Raw genomic sequence first — 15,044 nt, 5'->3', positions numbered from 1 at the left:
ACGGGTTCAAAGATGAATGACGGCCAGGTCCAGCCGGCCATAATCTCCTTCGGTTTGTTCGGTTCTGGGTGGCACGTGATGGGTTTTCATCACTTGGTCGCCCTGCAAGGTTTCGAGATGAATGTCGAACCCCCAGAGGCGGTGCAGGTGCTTGAGGACTTCATCGGTTGAATCGCCCAGCGGTTTGCGATCGTGTGCCTGATGGCGCAGCGTCAGCGAGCGATCGCCCCGGCGATCGATACTGTAGATCTGAACGTTGGGTTCGCGGTTGCCCAGGTTGTATTGCGCCGCCAGCGTCTCGCGGATGACGCGATAACCGCTTTCATCGTGGATGGCAGGCACCAGCAGGTCATCTTTCTGATCATCATCGAGGATGCTGAACAGTTTCAGGTCGCGGATGACCTTGGGTGAGAGGTACTGGAGGATGAAGCTCTCGTCCTTGAAGCTGCTCATGGCGAATTTAATGGCGGACAACCAGTCTGAGCCCGCGATGTCCGGGAACCAGCGCCGATCCTCTTCGGTGGGGTTTTCGCACATGCGCCGGATATCGCGGTACATGGCAAAGCCCAGCGCATAAGGGTTGATGCCGCTGTAATACGGGCTGTCGAAACCGGGCTGGAACACCACGCTGGTGTGGGACGTGAGGAACTCCATCATAAAGCCGTCGGTGACCAGGCCTTCGTCGTACAGGTCGTTCATCAGCGTGTAATGCCAGAACGTGGCCCAGCCTTCGTTCATGACCTGGGTCTGGCGCTGTGGATAAAAGTATTGGGCGATCTTGCGCACGATGCGCACGATCTCCCGCTGCCACGGCTCCAGCAGCGGAGCGTGTTTTTCAATGAAATAGAGGATGTTTTCCTGAGGCTCGGCAGGGAAGCGCGCGTTGTCTTTCTCGCTGTACTTGTCGGCACCTTTGGGAATGGTGCGCCACAGATCGTTGATCTGCTTTTGCAGGTGTTCTTCGCGATCCTTTTGACGCCGGCGTTCTTCTTCGGCGGAAATCGGATACGGTCGTTTGTAGCGGTCCACGCCGTAGTTCATCAGCGCATGGCAGGAGTCCAGCAGGTCCTCCACGGCATCGATGCCGTGACGCTCCTCGCATTGCATGATGTATTGCTTGGCAAATACCAGGTAATCGATGATCGAGCTGGCATCGGTCCAGGTGCGAAACAGGTAATTACCCTTGAAGAAGCTGTTGTGGCCGTAGCACGCATGGGCCACCACCAAGGCCTGCATGCAGATGGTATTTTCTTCCATCAGGTAGGCGATGCAAGGGTCGGAGTTGATCACGATCTCATAGGCCAACCCCATCTGGCCGCGGCTGTAGGACTTCTCGGTACTGAGGAAGTGCTTGCCGTAGGACCAGTGGTGATAGCCCAGTGGCATGCCGACCGAGGCGTAGGCGTCCATCATCTGCTCGGCGGTGATCACCTCGATCTGGTTCGGGTAAGTGTCCAGGGCATAACGGTCCGCGATACGGCTGATTTCCCGGTCGTAGGCCTGGATCAGCTCGAACGTCCATTCGGAGCCGGTGGAGATGGGTTGACGCTTCTGCTCTTTTTTGGCGGTCATGTCACTAACCTGCGCTGGAAGAGTTCACGGAAGACCGGGTAGATGTCCCCGGCCGAGACCAGTTGCTGTTGGGCAAATGTGTCGGAAAACGCTTCGGCAATGCGTTCATATTCGTACCACAAGGCCTGATGTTCCCGTGGAGTAATTTCCACATAGGTGTAGTACTGGACGAACGGCATGATCTGGTTGATCAGGATGTCGCGGCAAATGGGTGAATCATCATTCCAGTTGTCGCCGTCGGATGCCTGGGCGGCATAGATGTTCCATTCATTGGCCGGATAGCGTTCGGCCATGATTTCCTGCATCAACTTCAGGGCGCTGGAGACAATCGTGCCGCCGGTTTCCCGGGAATAGAAGAACTCCTCTTCGTCCACTTCCCTGGCGCTGGTGTGGTGGCGGATGAACACCACATCGATCTTGTCGTAGTTCCGTTTGAGGAACAGGTACAACAGGATGAAGAACCGCTTGGCAATATCCTTGGTGGCCTGGGTCATGGACCCTGACACGTCCATCAGGCAGAACATCACGGCCTTGGAGCTGGGGTTGGGTTGTTTCACCAGCAGGTTGTACTTGAGGTCGAAGGTATCGAGAAATGGCACACGGTGAATCCGCGCGCTAAGTTTTTCGATCTCCGCTTCCAGCTCCTGAATATCGCCAAAATTGTCGGGTTCTTCGCGCTTCAGGCGGGCGAGTTCCTCCTTTGTCTCGCGCAATTTTGCCCGGCTGCTGCCGGACAGCGCGATGCGCCGGGCATGGGCCGAGCGAAGCGTACGGATAATGTTGATACGTGAAGGATTGCCTTCATTGCTGATGCCGGCGCGCACCGTCTTGAACGTATCGGTGCCGGTCAGATTGCGCTTGACCAGATTCGGCAGCTCGAGGTCCTCGAACATGAACTCCAGGAATTCCTCCTGGGTAATCTGGAACACGAATTCGTCCATGCCCTCGCCGGAGTTGCCGGCCTTGCCCGGACCTCTCCCGCCACCTCCGCCTTGTGGACGCGGAATGTGTTCGCCGCTGGTGAATTCCTTGTTGCCGGGGTGCACGACAGTCTGTTTGCCGCCACGCCCGTGGTGAAGCACCGGCTCGTCGATGTCGCGCCCGGGGATACTGATCTGCTCGCCATGTTCCATGTCGGTAATGGAACGGCGACTGACCGCCTCTTCGACGGCCTTCTTGATGTGGTCACGGTAACGCCGCAGAAACCGCTGGCGGTTCACCGTGCTTTTGTTCTTGCCATTAAGGCGTCGGTCGATCACATAGCTCATGGGTGGCCCTCTGGGCAGCTTCAAGTTGTGAGCTACAAGCTGCAAGTAGACGCGCTGACCCGGATATCAGGCTTACGCGCTTTTTTCTTGCGGCTTGTAGCTTGTAGCTTGCTACTGCCTCACTGCGATTTCCGGACCCGCAGGTACCACTCGGAGAGCAGGCGTACCTGTTTGTCGGTGTAGCCACGTTCGACCATGCGTGTGACGAAGTCGTTGTGTTTTTGCTGGTCCTCCTTGCTGGCCTTGGCGTTGAAGCTGATGACCGGCAACAGGTCTTCGGTGTTGGAGAACATTTTCTTCTCGATGACCACCCGTAGCTTTTCGTAGCTGAGCCAGGTTGGGTTCTTGCCGTTGTTGTTGGCCCGGGCCCGCAAGACAAAGTTGACGATTTCGTTGCGGAAATCCTTGGGATTGCTGATCCCGGCCGGTTTCTCGATTTTTTCCAGTTCCTCGTTCAGCGCCACGCGGTTGAGGATTTCGCCGGTTTCCGGATCGCGGTATTCCTGATCCTGGATCCAGAAGTCCGCGTAAAGCACGTAGCGATCGAAGATGTTCTGCCCATATTCGCTGTAGGACTCCAGGTACGCGGTCTGGATTTCCTTGCCGATGAACTCGATATAACGCGGAGCCAGATACTCCTTCAGGAAACGCAGGTAACGCTCGCGGGTTTCCGCCTGGAACTGTTCCTGCTCGATCTGCTGTTCCAGTACATACAGCAGGTGAACCGGGTTGGCTGCGATTTCGTGTGGATCGAAGTTGAAAACCTTGGACAGGATCTTGAAGGCAAAACGTGTGGACAGACCATTCATCCCTTCATCGACCCCCGCGTTGTCGCGGTATTCCTGGATCGACTTGGCCTTCGGATCGGTGTCCTTGAGGTTCTCACCGTCGTAGACGCGCATCTTCGAATAGATGTTGGAGTTTTCCGGCTCCTTCAGGCGCGACAGCACAGTGAACTGGGCAAGCATCTTCAGTGTATCGGGGGCGCAGTGGGCCTTGGACAAGGAGCTGTTGAACAGCAGCTTGTCGTAGATCTTGACCTCATCGGTGACTCGCAGGCAGTAGGGCACCTTGACGATGTAGATCCGGTCGATGAAGGCTTCGTTGTTCTTGTTGTTGCGGAAGGTGTGCCATTCCGATTCGTTGGAGTGCGCCAGCAGAATGCCGCTGAACGGAATCGCCCCCAGCCCTTCAGTGCTGTTGTAGTTGCCTTCCTGGGTTGCGGTCAGCAGGGGGTGCAGCACTTTGATGGGCGCCTTGAACATTTCGACGAATTCCATCAGGCCTTGGTTGGCCCGGCACAGCGCACCCGAATAGCTGTAGGCGTCGGCGTCGTTTTGAGGAAACTCCTCCAGCTTGCGGATATCGACCTTGCCCACGAGGGCGGAAATGTCCTGGTTGTTTTCATCCCCCGGTTCGGTCTTGGCCACCGCGATCTGGTTGAGGATCGAAGGGTAGAGCTTGACCACCCGGAACTGGCTGATGTCACCGCCGAACTCGGCCAGACGCTTGGTGGCCCATGGCGACATGATGGTATTGAGGTAGCGGCGCGGAATACCGAAGTCTTCCTCCAGAATCGCGCCATCTTCGGTAGCGTTGAACAGCCCCAGGGGGGATTCGAACACTGGAGAACCCTTGATGGCGTAGAAGGGCACCTTTTCGATCAGTTCCTTGAGCTTCTCGGCCAGGGACGATTTACCGCCGCCGACGGGACCCAGCAGGTACAGGATCTGTTTCTTTTCTTCCAGACCCTGAGCGGCGTGGCGGAAATAGGACACGATCTGGTCGATGCACTCTTCCATGCCATGGAAGTCTTGGAAGGTCGGATAGCGGCGAATCACCTTGTTGGAAAAGATCCGCGAAAGCCTCGAATTGGCCGAGGTATCCAGCAGTTCCGGTTCTCCGATTGCCAGCAACAGGCGTTCCGCAGCCGATGCGTAGGCGCTGCGGTCCTGCTTGCAGAGATCGAGGTATTCCTGCAGCGAGTATTCCTCCTGCCGCGTGGACTCGAAACGTTGCTGGAAGTGGCTAAAAATACTCATGACGTCACCTCGCTCGATACGTGGAGCCGGTGTCGGATCAATCAGTCGATGCTGGTCGGCCGCTGGGAACCCAGCTGCCGTTTACCCCCCAGAATGCTTTCAGAAATGCCGTCTCCTGAAAGCTGTCTCCCGATGAACCCGCGCGCCGGTGTACCGGCTCTCCCCTGTTTTGGATGGCCTGAGGCTAAGGATAGTTCGGAATCGGAGAGGTAAAGGTTGAATGCGTAATTAGTTGTGGCAGACCGTTCGTCCGCCATCACCCAAACCCGCGGTTCACGTGGGCTTGGGCGTCATAAAAATTATTCCGGGTTACCTGGGGCTGTTTCTTCAGGATAAATCGTGCGCCACCGCTCAAAACCGCCATCCAGGCTATAGACATCGGAGAAGCCTTGGCTGACCAGGTAAGCGGCCGCGCTCTGGCTGGAATTGCCGTGATAACAGACCACCACCACGGGGGCGTCGAGGTCCGCATTGCGGATGAAATCAGAGAGGGAGTGGTTATCCAGATGGGTCGAGCCGCTGATGTGCAGGGCGGCGAATGTGGCCGGATCTCGAACGTCGACGACAACCGCGCCTGTTTCACGCAGGGCCTGGGCCTGCTCTGGGGGGATGCGTTTAAAAGCGGTCATTAGGGACTCCTGTAGCCTGACGCGCGGCACCGATCAAACGATGGTAGCGGCCGTTACTGATGCAATGGTCGGATGATGAAGGGATTTGGCGTGACCCTGTTCGTCACACTCGCAACGCAGTTGCTCGCCCGAGTCGACGTTCATCAGGGTCATCGCGCTACCCCATACGCATCCGGTGTCGAGGGCGAAAACCCCAGGTTCGTCGGATTGGCCTTCCAGTGCCGCCCAGTGCCCGAAAATGATCTTCAGATTACGGGTCTTGCGCTCTTTGTGTTTGAACCAGGGGGCGTAACCAGGTGGCGCGGTCTCGATGCCTTCCTTGCCCTTGAGGTCCAGCTTACCGTCGCGGGTGCAGAAGCGCATGCGGGTGAAATAATTGGTGATGACCCGCAGACGGGCGGTGCCGGTGAGATCGTTGTCCCATTTGACCGGTTCATTGCCGTACATGCCATCCAGGTAGGGGCCGAACAGGTTGTCGTCGCGCAGCGCTTGTTCGACTTCGCCGGCGCACTTGAGCGCCTTGCGCAAGGACCACTGGGGGGGGATGCCGGCGTGCACCAGCGCCAGGTTGCGCTGCTCGTCGTAGTGCATCAGCTTTTGCAGGCGCAGCCATTCCAGCAGCTCGACGCAATCGGGGGCATCGAGGATCTCGCTCAAGGTATCGGATTTTTTCAGGCGCTCGATGTTCTGCCAGGCGGCCAGCAGGTGCAGGTCGTGATTGCCGAGCACGCAGACCAGCGAATCGCGGATGTTGTAGAGAAAGCGCAAGGTCTCAAGCGATTGTGGGCCCCGATTGACCAGATCGCCCACCAGCCACAGCGTGTCTTTGTGTGGGTCGAAGGCGACCCGTTCCAGCAGGCATTTGAGCGGGTCCAGGCAACCTTGCAGATCGCCGACCGCATACGTCGCCATCAGTGCAAGGCTCCGGGTACCGCCAGGCGAAACGGCTTGATGATCGCGTCGAAACGCGTGCCGTCCTCCGCCAGCATCTGGTACGTGCCCTGCATGGTGCCGACCTTGGTCGTCATCACCGTCCCACTGCTGTAGCTGTGGCTTTTTCCAGCGTCGATCAGCGGTTGCTGACCGACCACCCCCTCGCCCCGCACATGTTCAACATGACCATCGCCGTCGGTGATGACCCAGTGGCGTGATAGCAGCCGGGCTGGCAATGAGCCGTTGTTGCTCACGGTAATGGTATAGGCGAAGGCGAAACGGTTGTGCTCGGGTTGCGACTGTTCTGCCAGAAAGCGGGTGGCGACGCTGACGTCGACCTGATAACGAAGATCGGACATGCAAAAAGGCCTTAAAAGCGAAGCGGGACGCGGGCGTAGCTGAGAAGATCAGTCTAGGCCATGTATCGGGTAGTAGACCAGACGTCCTACCCGATAGCGATGAGCTTGTCAGATGGCGTCGGCTTTGGGCGCTGCCTGTTCGCTGAGCTTGTCGGCCAGGCGCACGAACGCCGCCAGGTCCAATTGCTCGGGACGCAGGCTGCCGTCAACGCCGGCGGCTTCGATTTCGGCGCTGCTGAGCAATAATTTCAGGGTGTTGCGCAGGGTTTTGCGACGCTGATTGAAAGCTTCGCGTACGACGCGCTCCAGCAGGCGATGATCCTTGGCCGGGTGCGGCAGGACGGCATGGGGTACCAGGCGGACGATGGCCGAGTCGACTTTCGGTGGCGGGTTGAATGCCCCAGGGCCTACATTGAACAGATGTTCGACCCGGCAATGGTACTGAACCATGATCGACAGGCGACCCCAGTCACCGCCGCCAGGGCCTGCAGCCAGCCGTTCGACCACCTCTTTTTGCAACATGAAGTGCATGTCGCTGATCAGGCCAGCGTTGCTCAGCAAATGAAAGATCAATGGCGTGGAGATGTTGTACGGCAGATTCCCCACCACCCGCAGGCTATTGGGCGCAGCCTCCAGGCTATTGAAGTCGAACTTCAGCGCGTCGCCCTGGTGCAGGTTGAAATTGCTCATGCCAGCGAACTGCTGGTTGAGGATCGGGATCAGGTCCTTGTCCAGTTCCACCACGTCCAGTTGCGCACCGCTGCCGAGCAGGCCTTCGGTCAGCGCGCCCTGGCCCGGGCCAATCTCCAGCAGGCGATCGTCGGGTTTGGCATTGATGGAGCGCAGGATGCGATCGATTACGCCAGCATCGTGCAGGAAGTTCTGGCCGAAGCGCTTGCGCGCGCGGTGTTGGTATTGCTCGGTCATAAATGGGTCTCGGCCATCTGGTAGGCGGTTTCCAAGGCGACCTGCAGGCTGCCGGTATCGATCCTGCCACTGCCGGCCAGGTCCAGGGCGGTGCCATGGTCCACCGATGTGCGGATGATCGGCAGGCCCAGGGTTACGTTGACTGCCGCGCCGAAGCCTTTGTACTTCAGTACGGGCAGGCCCTGATCGTGGTACATCGCCAGCACCGCGTCGCAGTGCTCCAGATATTTGGGGGTAAACAGAGTGTCGGCAGGCAGCGGGCCACGCAGGTCCATGCCCTCGCTGCGCAAGCGCTCCAAGGTGGGTTCTATGGTGTCGATTTCTTCATGGCCCAGATGTCCGCCTTCACCGGCATGAGGGTTGAGCCCGCAGACCAGGATACGGGGCCGGGCGATGCCGAACTTTTCCTGCAGGTCGGCGTGCAATATCCGTGTGACCCGCTCCAGGCGTTGTGGGGTGATGGCGTCGGCAACGTCCCGCAAAGGCAGGTGCGTGGTCACCAATGCCACGCGCAGGCCGCGGGTGGCGAGCATCATGACCACCTGCGTGGTGTGGGTCAGGTCCGCCAGGAATTCGGTATGCCCGGAAAAGGCAATCCCGGATTCGTTGATCACGCCCTTGTGCACCGGAGCGGTGATCATGCCGGCGAAACTCCCGTCCAGGCAGCCCTGGCCAGCGCGGGTCAGGGTTTGCAGGACGAATGCCGCGTTGGTCTTGTCCAGTTGCCCGGTAACCACCGGGGCGCCCAGTGGCGTATCCCAGACATACAGGCTATTGGCGGGTGCCGGGACATCCGGCCAGGCGCCCGGTGTCACGGGCAGCAGGTCGACGACCACCCCCAGCTGCGCGGCCCGATCGAGGAGCAGGTCGCGGCTGGTGATGGCTATCAAGGGATGTGGCTGGGGTTGCGAGGCGAGCAGCAGGCACAGGTCGGGACCGATGCCGGCAGGCTCGCCGGGTGTCAGCGCGAAACGCTTGGGTTTCACTGCGCTGCCTGGTCTGCACCAGGGAGTTTGATTTCGACGTAGGCTTCGTCGCGGATCTGACGCAGCCAGGTTTGCAGCTCTTCGTCGTACTTGCGGTTGCGCAGCACGGTCATCGCCTGCTGTTCGCGAGCCTGGGTGGTGCTGTCGGTGGCGCGGCGGCCAAGGACTTCCAGTACGTGCCAGCCATACGGGCTCTTGAACGGCTTGGACAGTTGGCCTTGTGGCGTTTCGGCCATCACCTGGCGGAACTCGGGTACCAGTGCGTTCGGGTCAACCCAGTTCAGGTCGCCGCCGTTGAGGGCTGAACCCGGGTCTTCGGAGAAGCTCTTGGCCAGCTCGGCGAAATCTTCACCCGCCTCGATGCGCTCATAAAGCTTTTCCGCCAGACGCTTGGTCTCAGCTTCGCTGCGGATCTCGCTTGGCTTGATCAGGATATGACGAACATGCACTTCGTCACGCACCTGAGCACCACCTCCGCGCTTTTCCAACAGCTTGAGAATGATGAAACCGCCGGGCGTGCGGGCTGGTTGGGTGATGTCACCCACGGCCATGCTGCTCAGTTCGCGATCGAACGGCGGGGGCAATTGGGCGGCCTTGCGCCAGCCCATGTCACCACCTTCCAGGGCGTTGTCACTGCCAGACCTGGCAATGGCCATCTGACCGAAGTCGGCGCCTTGCTTGAGTTGCTGGTAGATGTCCATCGCCTGACGGTAAGCATTCTGGATGGCTTCGGAGTTGGCGCTTTCCGGGGTAGGAACCAGGATGTTCGCCAGGTGCAGTTCCTCGGAAAGCTGCATCTTGCCCAGGTCGGAGGCGAGAAAGTTCTTCACTTCCTGCTCGGACACCTGAATGCGTTCGGCCACACGACGCTGGCGCACACGGCTGATGATCATCTCGCGGCGGATCTGATCGCGAGCGTCCTCGTAAGAGAGGCCGTCGCGAGCCAGGGCTGCGCGGAACTGGTCGACGGTCATGTTGTTGCGCTGGGCAATGGTGCCGACGGCCTGGTTCAATTCTTCATCAGTGATGCGGATGCCCGAGCGTTCGCCAATCTGCAATTGCAGGTTTTCGACGATCAGGCGTTCGAGCACTTGTTGATCCAATACGCCCGGAGGCGGCAGGCCCCCACCGCGCTTGGCGATGGTCTGCTGCACTTCATGGACGCGCTGGTCCAGTTGGCTTTGCATGACCACGTCGTTGTCGACGATAGCCACCACTTTGTCGATGGGCTGTACCGCGGCGTTGGCCGCAGTACCCAGGAACAGCGCGCCCAGCATCAGCGGGCGCAGACAATCAGAAAGCTTGGTCTTCACGTTCACGATAACCTTGGATGCCTTTGTCGAGGAAGCTCTCTACCTTGGCGCCGGTGAGGCCGCCGAGTCCCTTCAGAACAATTTGGAGGAAGATGCCGTGGTCGCCCTTCTCGTTTTCCGGGGCGGCTTGAGTGAACTCTTCATAGTCGACCCAGTAACGGTTGATCAGGCGCAGTTTCCAGCAGCAATTGTCGTATTCGAAACCACCGAAGGCTTCCAGGGTACGGTTGCGGTTGTAGTCATACTGCCAGCGGCTGATGAGATTCCACTGCGGCACGACCGGCCAGATGACCGAGAAGTCGTGCTGCTGGATCTTGTAGTAGTCCTTTACGTAGCCCGGAGTGCCCGGAGTGCCATAGTCGCCACCACCCACGGACCATTGGCCAGTAGTCTGGTCGTAGCGCACCTGGTCGTTGCGGTAGCGGTAACCGGCATTGACGACCTTGTTCGGGTTGTCTTCAGGCTGGTAGTGGAACATCGCGCTGCCCGAGCGGGGGCTGCGGGTGTCCGGGTCCCAGTTGTAGGTGGCCGTGGTGCGCCAATCGCGATTCCAGCGGAATTCGTATTCCAGTGCGTATGGCGATACGTCCGACTTGGCATCTTCACGCGTGTTGAAGTCGATGCCAGGCAGTTGGACTTCGCGGTCCTTGAAGTAAAAGGCCTGGCCGACGCTGACGCGCTGGCGCTCGAAACCGTTTTCCTGGATCCAGCGGCTGGTCACGCCCAGGGAGAGTTTGTTCTCGTCGCCGACACGGTCGGAGCCGGAGAAGCGGTTGTCCCGGAACAGCGAGGAGTAGCTGAAAGTGGATTCGCCGGTGTCGAAAACCGGGATGTCGCTCTGATCTTTCTCAGGAACATAGAGGTAGAACAGTCGCGGTTCCAGGGTTTGACGGTAGTTGCTGCCAAACCACTGGGTGTCCCGGTCGAAGTACAGACCGCTGTCGATACTGGCGATTGGGACGCCGCGGCTCTGGCTGCCACTATAAGTACCCCGCAGACGATCAGCTTCGGCAGACTGTGCGGCAATTTGCGACTTGCCCGTGCCGTCCAAGTCCAGATCGTACTGGGTGTACTGGTATTTAAGCGACGGCTTGATGAAGCCATAGCTTGCTTCCATCGGCAGGCTCACAACCGGCGCCAGGTTCAGGCGATTGCCATTAGCCCGTGCCAGGCCACGAACGTTAGTGTCCAGCCAGGCCTCGTTGGAGTTCCCGTCTCTATCAGTATAGTTACCGGTCCGCAAATCCCGGTCAAACCGCACCAGTTCCGTCTTGTAGGCGAAATCCAGACCATACGGCTGTTGGGGAAGGGTGCCATTAAAGGTGATCTGCGGCAGGCGGTTATACGGCGTAATCTTCGAAATCGTCGCCATCTGATACGCCTGGGCATTCAGCCGCGCAACGTAGTTGTCTCCCCGATAGCTGACGGCGCCCTGCTGGTTTACATAGTCATTGGACTCGACACCAATCTGGTCGGACTGCAGATCCTGGAAGTAATAAGGATCGCTGATCTTGGTGTAGTCGACTTCCGTCAGCACGCGCGAGTCGAGCCCGCCCTTGTGCTGCCAGTTGTACATGTAACGGGTCTTACTGTAGTCGGACTGCTTGCTACGTTCGTCCTCTTCATCGTTGAGGTAGGCCGCACCGAACTGACCTTCGCTGGATTTGGTCAGGTAGCGGAATTCGCCTTCCATCAACAGACCGCGCTTGCTCATGTAGCGCGGGTATAACGTGGCATCGTAATTGGGTGCCAGGTTGAAGTAATACGGGGTGACCAGCAAAAAGCCGGTATCGGTGCCGGTGCCGATGGTCGGCGGCAGGAAGCCGGACTGGCGACGGTCATCGATCGGGAAATAGATGTAAGGCGTATACAGGACTGGGAAGTCCTTGACCCGCAGCGTCACGTTGGTGGCGGTGCCGAAGCCGGTAGCCGGGTTCAGGGTGATGTTGTTGCCCTTGAGTGTCCAGGCGTTGCTGCCTGGCTCACACGTGGTGTACGTACCATCCTTTAGGCGGATGATCGCGTTTTCAGCACGCTTGGCGTACAGCGCGTTACCGCGGATGCGCGACTTGTGCATCACGTATTCGGCGTTGTCGACCTTGGCTTCGCCAGTGTCCAACTGCACATCGGCGTGGTCGCCGACGATCAGCGCACCGTTGTCGCGAACGCGCACGTTGCCGCTCAGCTCGCCGCGGTTTTCAGCCTGGTACAGGTTGGCCTCGTCAGCCTCGACCTGCATGCTGCCTTGACGCATGACCACGTCGCCGGCCAGCGTTGCCACCTGTTCTTCCTGCTGGTAGCGCGACGCCTTGGCGCCGAGGAAGGTCGGAGCGTCGCTTTTGTCGGTCTTGTCATTCATGCCAGGACGAACGGGCTCAATATAGGCACCGGCGCAATAAGGACCGGTTTCGGCCAATTGGGCAGGGGTGAGGTTCTCTCGTGGAACCCAGTCCAGGTGACTGTAGTCCGCACTGCGAGACTTCAGGCCGCGGCCTTTGGCTTCGGTGACGAGCACGGGCTTGTCGCCGGCTTCTTCGCCCGAGCCGCTGTCGGCCGGAGCCTCGCCGCTGGCGGAAACCGCACTGCCGTCATGCACCGGACGTGGCGGCAATGCAGCAGCCGGCGTCTTGGGCGAACAGTCCCAGGCACCCGAAGCGGAGACGGAGCAGTCATACTGCTGCGCCGCGACGACGAATGAAGAGGCCAAGGGTTGCAGGGCCAGCAGACTGCCGGTGACCAGCAACGGAAATTTTTTACGAAACGCGGGGGATTTCAATGCCATCTTATTAGTCCGGGCTTCCTGCGTGCCATCTGCCCGCGGTGTGGGCCGCACGCCTCTCGATGGTCTGAAAGTTGGGTAGGAACAGACCATTTCTGGCCTGCTCCCCCCTAAAAACCGTACGTGCGCCTTTCAGCGCATACGGCTCAAGTCTCTACTTAACCCCCGAAATCGGGAGCCGGTTTGTTCACTGTTAGCCCACGAGCATGAAGCTGCTGGTGGCAAATGGGATGCAATAGTACCCGGTTGCTTAGCGAGTCACCACCGCCTTGTGAGCGATAAATGATGTGGTGGTCGTGCCACCCCGTCTCCCTGGTTATCGGGTTCTTGCACAGTAAACACAGACCTTTTTGCGATTGAAACAGGTTTGATACTTGTTTGCGGTATTTCAGCTTCCCGAGCATCCGGGACATCCGCAGTTTCTCGCCCATTTCCTCCATCGAAGGATCGAACGGGTTGTACTCCCCGCTGATTTTTCTGTGTCTCTCGATCGGCGTAGCCTCAAGGGTGTATAGCCTTATCTTCTCTTTGTCCCCAGTCCCTGTCAGTAACGTGGTGCAGAACACCCAGTTTCGACCCTCGATGAGTTGGAAATACTTCTTCCTGATCCAGTCGAGGCTTTTGTTCGGGTGTCGCCGTTTTGCCCAGCGCCATAGTGCTTGGAATATTTGAAAATCCATGCGGCTGTACGCCTTCTTGGCGACTACAGGCTGGTGATACGACGCCCAGCCTCGCAGCATCGGGTTCAGCAATCGAATCAGATCCTCTTGCGTCACCGCTTTGTTGGTGCTGATGACCTCCTTGGCCTCGCGATAGAACGCTTTCACGTTTTTCTTGCTCGGCTTGATCAGAAGCTTCCCGCCGTACTTGCGGAAATTCCAACCCAGAAAGTCAAAGCCTTCGTCTATATGGACGACATGGGTTTTCTCAGGGGATAACTGCAATCCACGCACCGCGAGGAACTGCTCCACCCAAGGTTTGACTTCGCTATCGAGCACCTCTTTCGATTCGCCAGTGATCACAAAATCGTCCGCATATCGCACTACATTGATTTTCAGCTTCTTGGCCCGTGTCACGCCCAGATGTCGCTTGAGCTGTGTTTCCAGGCCATCCAGCACCATGTTTGCCAAGGTCGGCGAGATAATCCCGCCTTGAGGTGTACCGGCATCCGTTGCCTGAAGCTGGCCTTTATGGATCACGCCTGCTTTCAACCATTTGCGAAGAACCATTTTGTCCGTAGGGACGTGGTGGATCAGCCAGTCGTGGTTGATATGGTCAAAGCAGCCTTTGATGTCCGCTTCCAAAACCCATTTGGCCGATAGCCTCTTGGACAGGCAGACGAACAACTGCCCCATCGCATCCGCCGTCGAGCGTTCGATCCTGAAGCCGTAGCTATTTGGATCACCCGTGGTTTCTGCGATAGGCGCCAGAGCAAGCAAATACAACGCCTGCATTGCCCTGTCAGTCATGGTCGGGATGCCCAAAGGGCGCTCCTTTCCATTCGACTTCGGGATAAACACTCGCCGTAGCTGCCGAGGTTTATATCCGTGGCGCTTCAATCCATCTGCCGCTTTCCATTTGGCATCCGGTGTATCCCAGAGCGCGCGGTCGACTCCCGCCGTGCGCTTGCCCTGGTTTTCAGTGACTCGCCGCACGGCCAGGTATCTGGCCGTGCGTGAGCGGGTCAGCATCCGTTGCAAGGCTTTCACCCTGCGCCAGTTGCCTTCCCGACAAGCCTTCGCAATCCGTATCTGCATTGCCCGAACGTTCCGCTGGACGCGACACCAGTCGATGTCGTGCCATTGCTGCGGAACGTCGGAAGGCGCAGACACGGCCATTTGACTGTGTTCTATCATGCTGCCTTCCTCTCAGATGACCCTGAGCAAAAGACGTACGCATCCCCTGATGGGGAGGGGCGCTCCCGTCAGGGTTGGACTATCGGAAGGTCCGGTATTTCTGGACCTCGAAGTTCATTGAAACAGACTCAATCAGCATTCATGCGACGAAAGACCACGCAGAAGTCTGCCCGGTTTCCCGTGGGATAATGTCCCAATCCCTATCCGAACCATTACAGCCCGGCGTTCGCTTTCTCTGCGATCCCATACCCGCACAGCCAACAGTTCACCTTGCGGTTTACCTGCCCGAAGGCAGCCATACGGGCTTACCACGTTCCCTGACTGTCACACGACTGGTTTAGGGCCTGCCTTTTCGCCGGAGGCTTGTGTAGCGACGTATT

Annotated in this window: 11 protein-coding genes; all 11 read right to left on the bottom strand. The window is 58.5% G+C overall.

Annotation, left to right across the window (positions count from 1 at the left end; genetic code table 11):
- Positions 1-6 precede the first annotated feature (6 nt).
- The 11 genes from BM132_RS12470 to ltrA all read right to left on the bottom strand — a co-directional run bounded on the left by BM132_RS12470 (position 7) and on the right by ltrA (position 14,664).
- The gene (locus tag BM132_RS12470) at positions 7-1,572 is read right to left on the bottom strand and encodes a SpoVR family protein (RefSeq protein WP_092400907.1); all 1,566 of its coding nucleotides are present in this window, start codon (positions 1,570-1,572) and stop codon (positions 7-9) included.
- Positions 1,569-2,840: a YeaH/YhbH family protein gene (locus BM132_RS12465; RefSeq protein ID WP_047228076.1), complete on the bottom strand. Its 1,272-nt coding sequence runs from the start codon at positions 2,838-2,840 to the stop codon at positions 1,569-1,571. The genes BM132_RS12470 and BM132_RS12465 overlap by 4 nt, the downstream gene beginning before the upstream one ends.
- 119 nt (positions 2,841-2,959) lie before the next feature.
- Positions 2,960-4,882, bottom strand: coding sequence for a PrkA family serine protein kinase (locus tag BM132_RS12460; RefSeq protein ID WP_047228075.1), 1,923 nt, complete (start codon positions 4,880-4,882; stop codon positions 2,960-2,962).
- Between the two features lie 299 nt (positions 4,883-5,181).
- Entirely contained in the window at positions 5,182-5,511 is a 330-nt protein-coding gene (gene glpE / locus BM132_RS12455; protein ID WP_092400911.1) for a thiosulfate sulfurtransferase GlpE, read from the bottom strand.
- Positions 5,512-5,544: 33 nt separating this feature from the next.
- Positions 5,545-6,423 carry a symmetrical bis(5'-nucleosyl)-tetraphosphatase gene (locus BM132_RS12450; RefSeq protein WP_092400914.1) on the bottom strand — a complete coding sequence of 293 codons (879 nt, stop codon included), beginning with the start codon at positions 6,421-6,423 and terminating at the stop codon, positions 5,545-5,547.
- Positions 6,423-6,803 carry a Co2+/Mg2+ efflux protein ApaG gene (gene apaG / locus BM132_RS12445; RefSeq protein WP_047228072.1) on the bottom strand — a complete coding sequence of 127 codons (381 nt, stop codon included), beginning with the start codon at positions 6,801-6,803 and terminating at the stop codon, positions 6,423-6,425. The genes BM132_RS12450 and apaG overlap by 1 nt, the downstream gene beginning before the upstream one ends.
- A 108-nt stretch (positions 6,804-6,911) precedes the next feature.
- A complete protein-coding gene (rsmA, locus tag BM132_RS12440; RefSeq protein WP_092455646.1) occupies positions 6,912-7,730 on the bottom strand; it encodes a 16S rRNA (adenine(1518)-N(6)/adenine(1519)-N(6))-dimethyltransferase RsmA in 819 nt (272 codons plus the stop codon).
- Complete coding sequence (gene pdxA / locus BM132_RS12435) at positions 7,727-8,716, bottom strand: 4-hydroxythreonine-4-phosphate dehydrogenase PdxA (protein WP_092455644.1); 990 nt, start codon at positions 8,714-8,716, stop codon at positions 7,727-7,729. Before pdxA ends, rsmA begins: the two co-directional genes overlap by 4 nt.
- Positions 8,713-10,029: a peptidylprolyl isomerase SurA gene (surA, locus tag BM132_RS12430; RefSeq protein WP_143071679.1), complete on the bottom strand. Its 1,317-nt coding sequence runs from the start codon at positions 10,027-10,029 to the stop codon at positions 8,713-8,715. Before surA ends, pdxA begins: the two co-directional genes overlap by 4 nt.
- Positions 10,010-12,811 (bottom strand): LPS-assembly protein LptD, encoded by a 2,802-nt coding sequence (locus tag BM132_RS12425; protein ID WP_092455642.1) that lies wholly within the window; start codon positions 12,809-12,811, stop codon positions 10,010-10,012. The genes surA and BM132_RS12425 overlap by 20 nt, the downstream gene beginning before the upstream one ends.
- A 155-nt stretch (positions 12,812-12,966) precedes the next feature.
- Positions 12,967-14,664 carry a group II intron reverse transcriptase/maturase gene (gene ltrA / locus BM132_RS12420; protein WP_092455640.1) on the bottom strand — a complete coding sequence of 566 codons (1,698 nt, stop codon included), beginning with the start codon at positions 14,662-14,664 and terminating at the stop codon, positions 12,967-12,969.
- Positions 14,665-15,044 lie beyond the last annotated feature (380 nt).

Source organism: Pseudomonas sp. NFACC45 (genome assembly GCF_900113505.1).
In the GTDB taxonomy this organism is placed as follows: Bacteria; Pseudomonadota; Gammaproteobacteria; order Pseudomonadales; family Pseudomonadaceae; genus Aquipseudomonas; species Aquipseudomonas tehranensis.
This window is presented reverse-complemented; position numbering and strand designations above follow the sequence as displayed.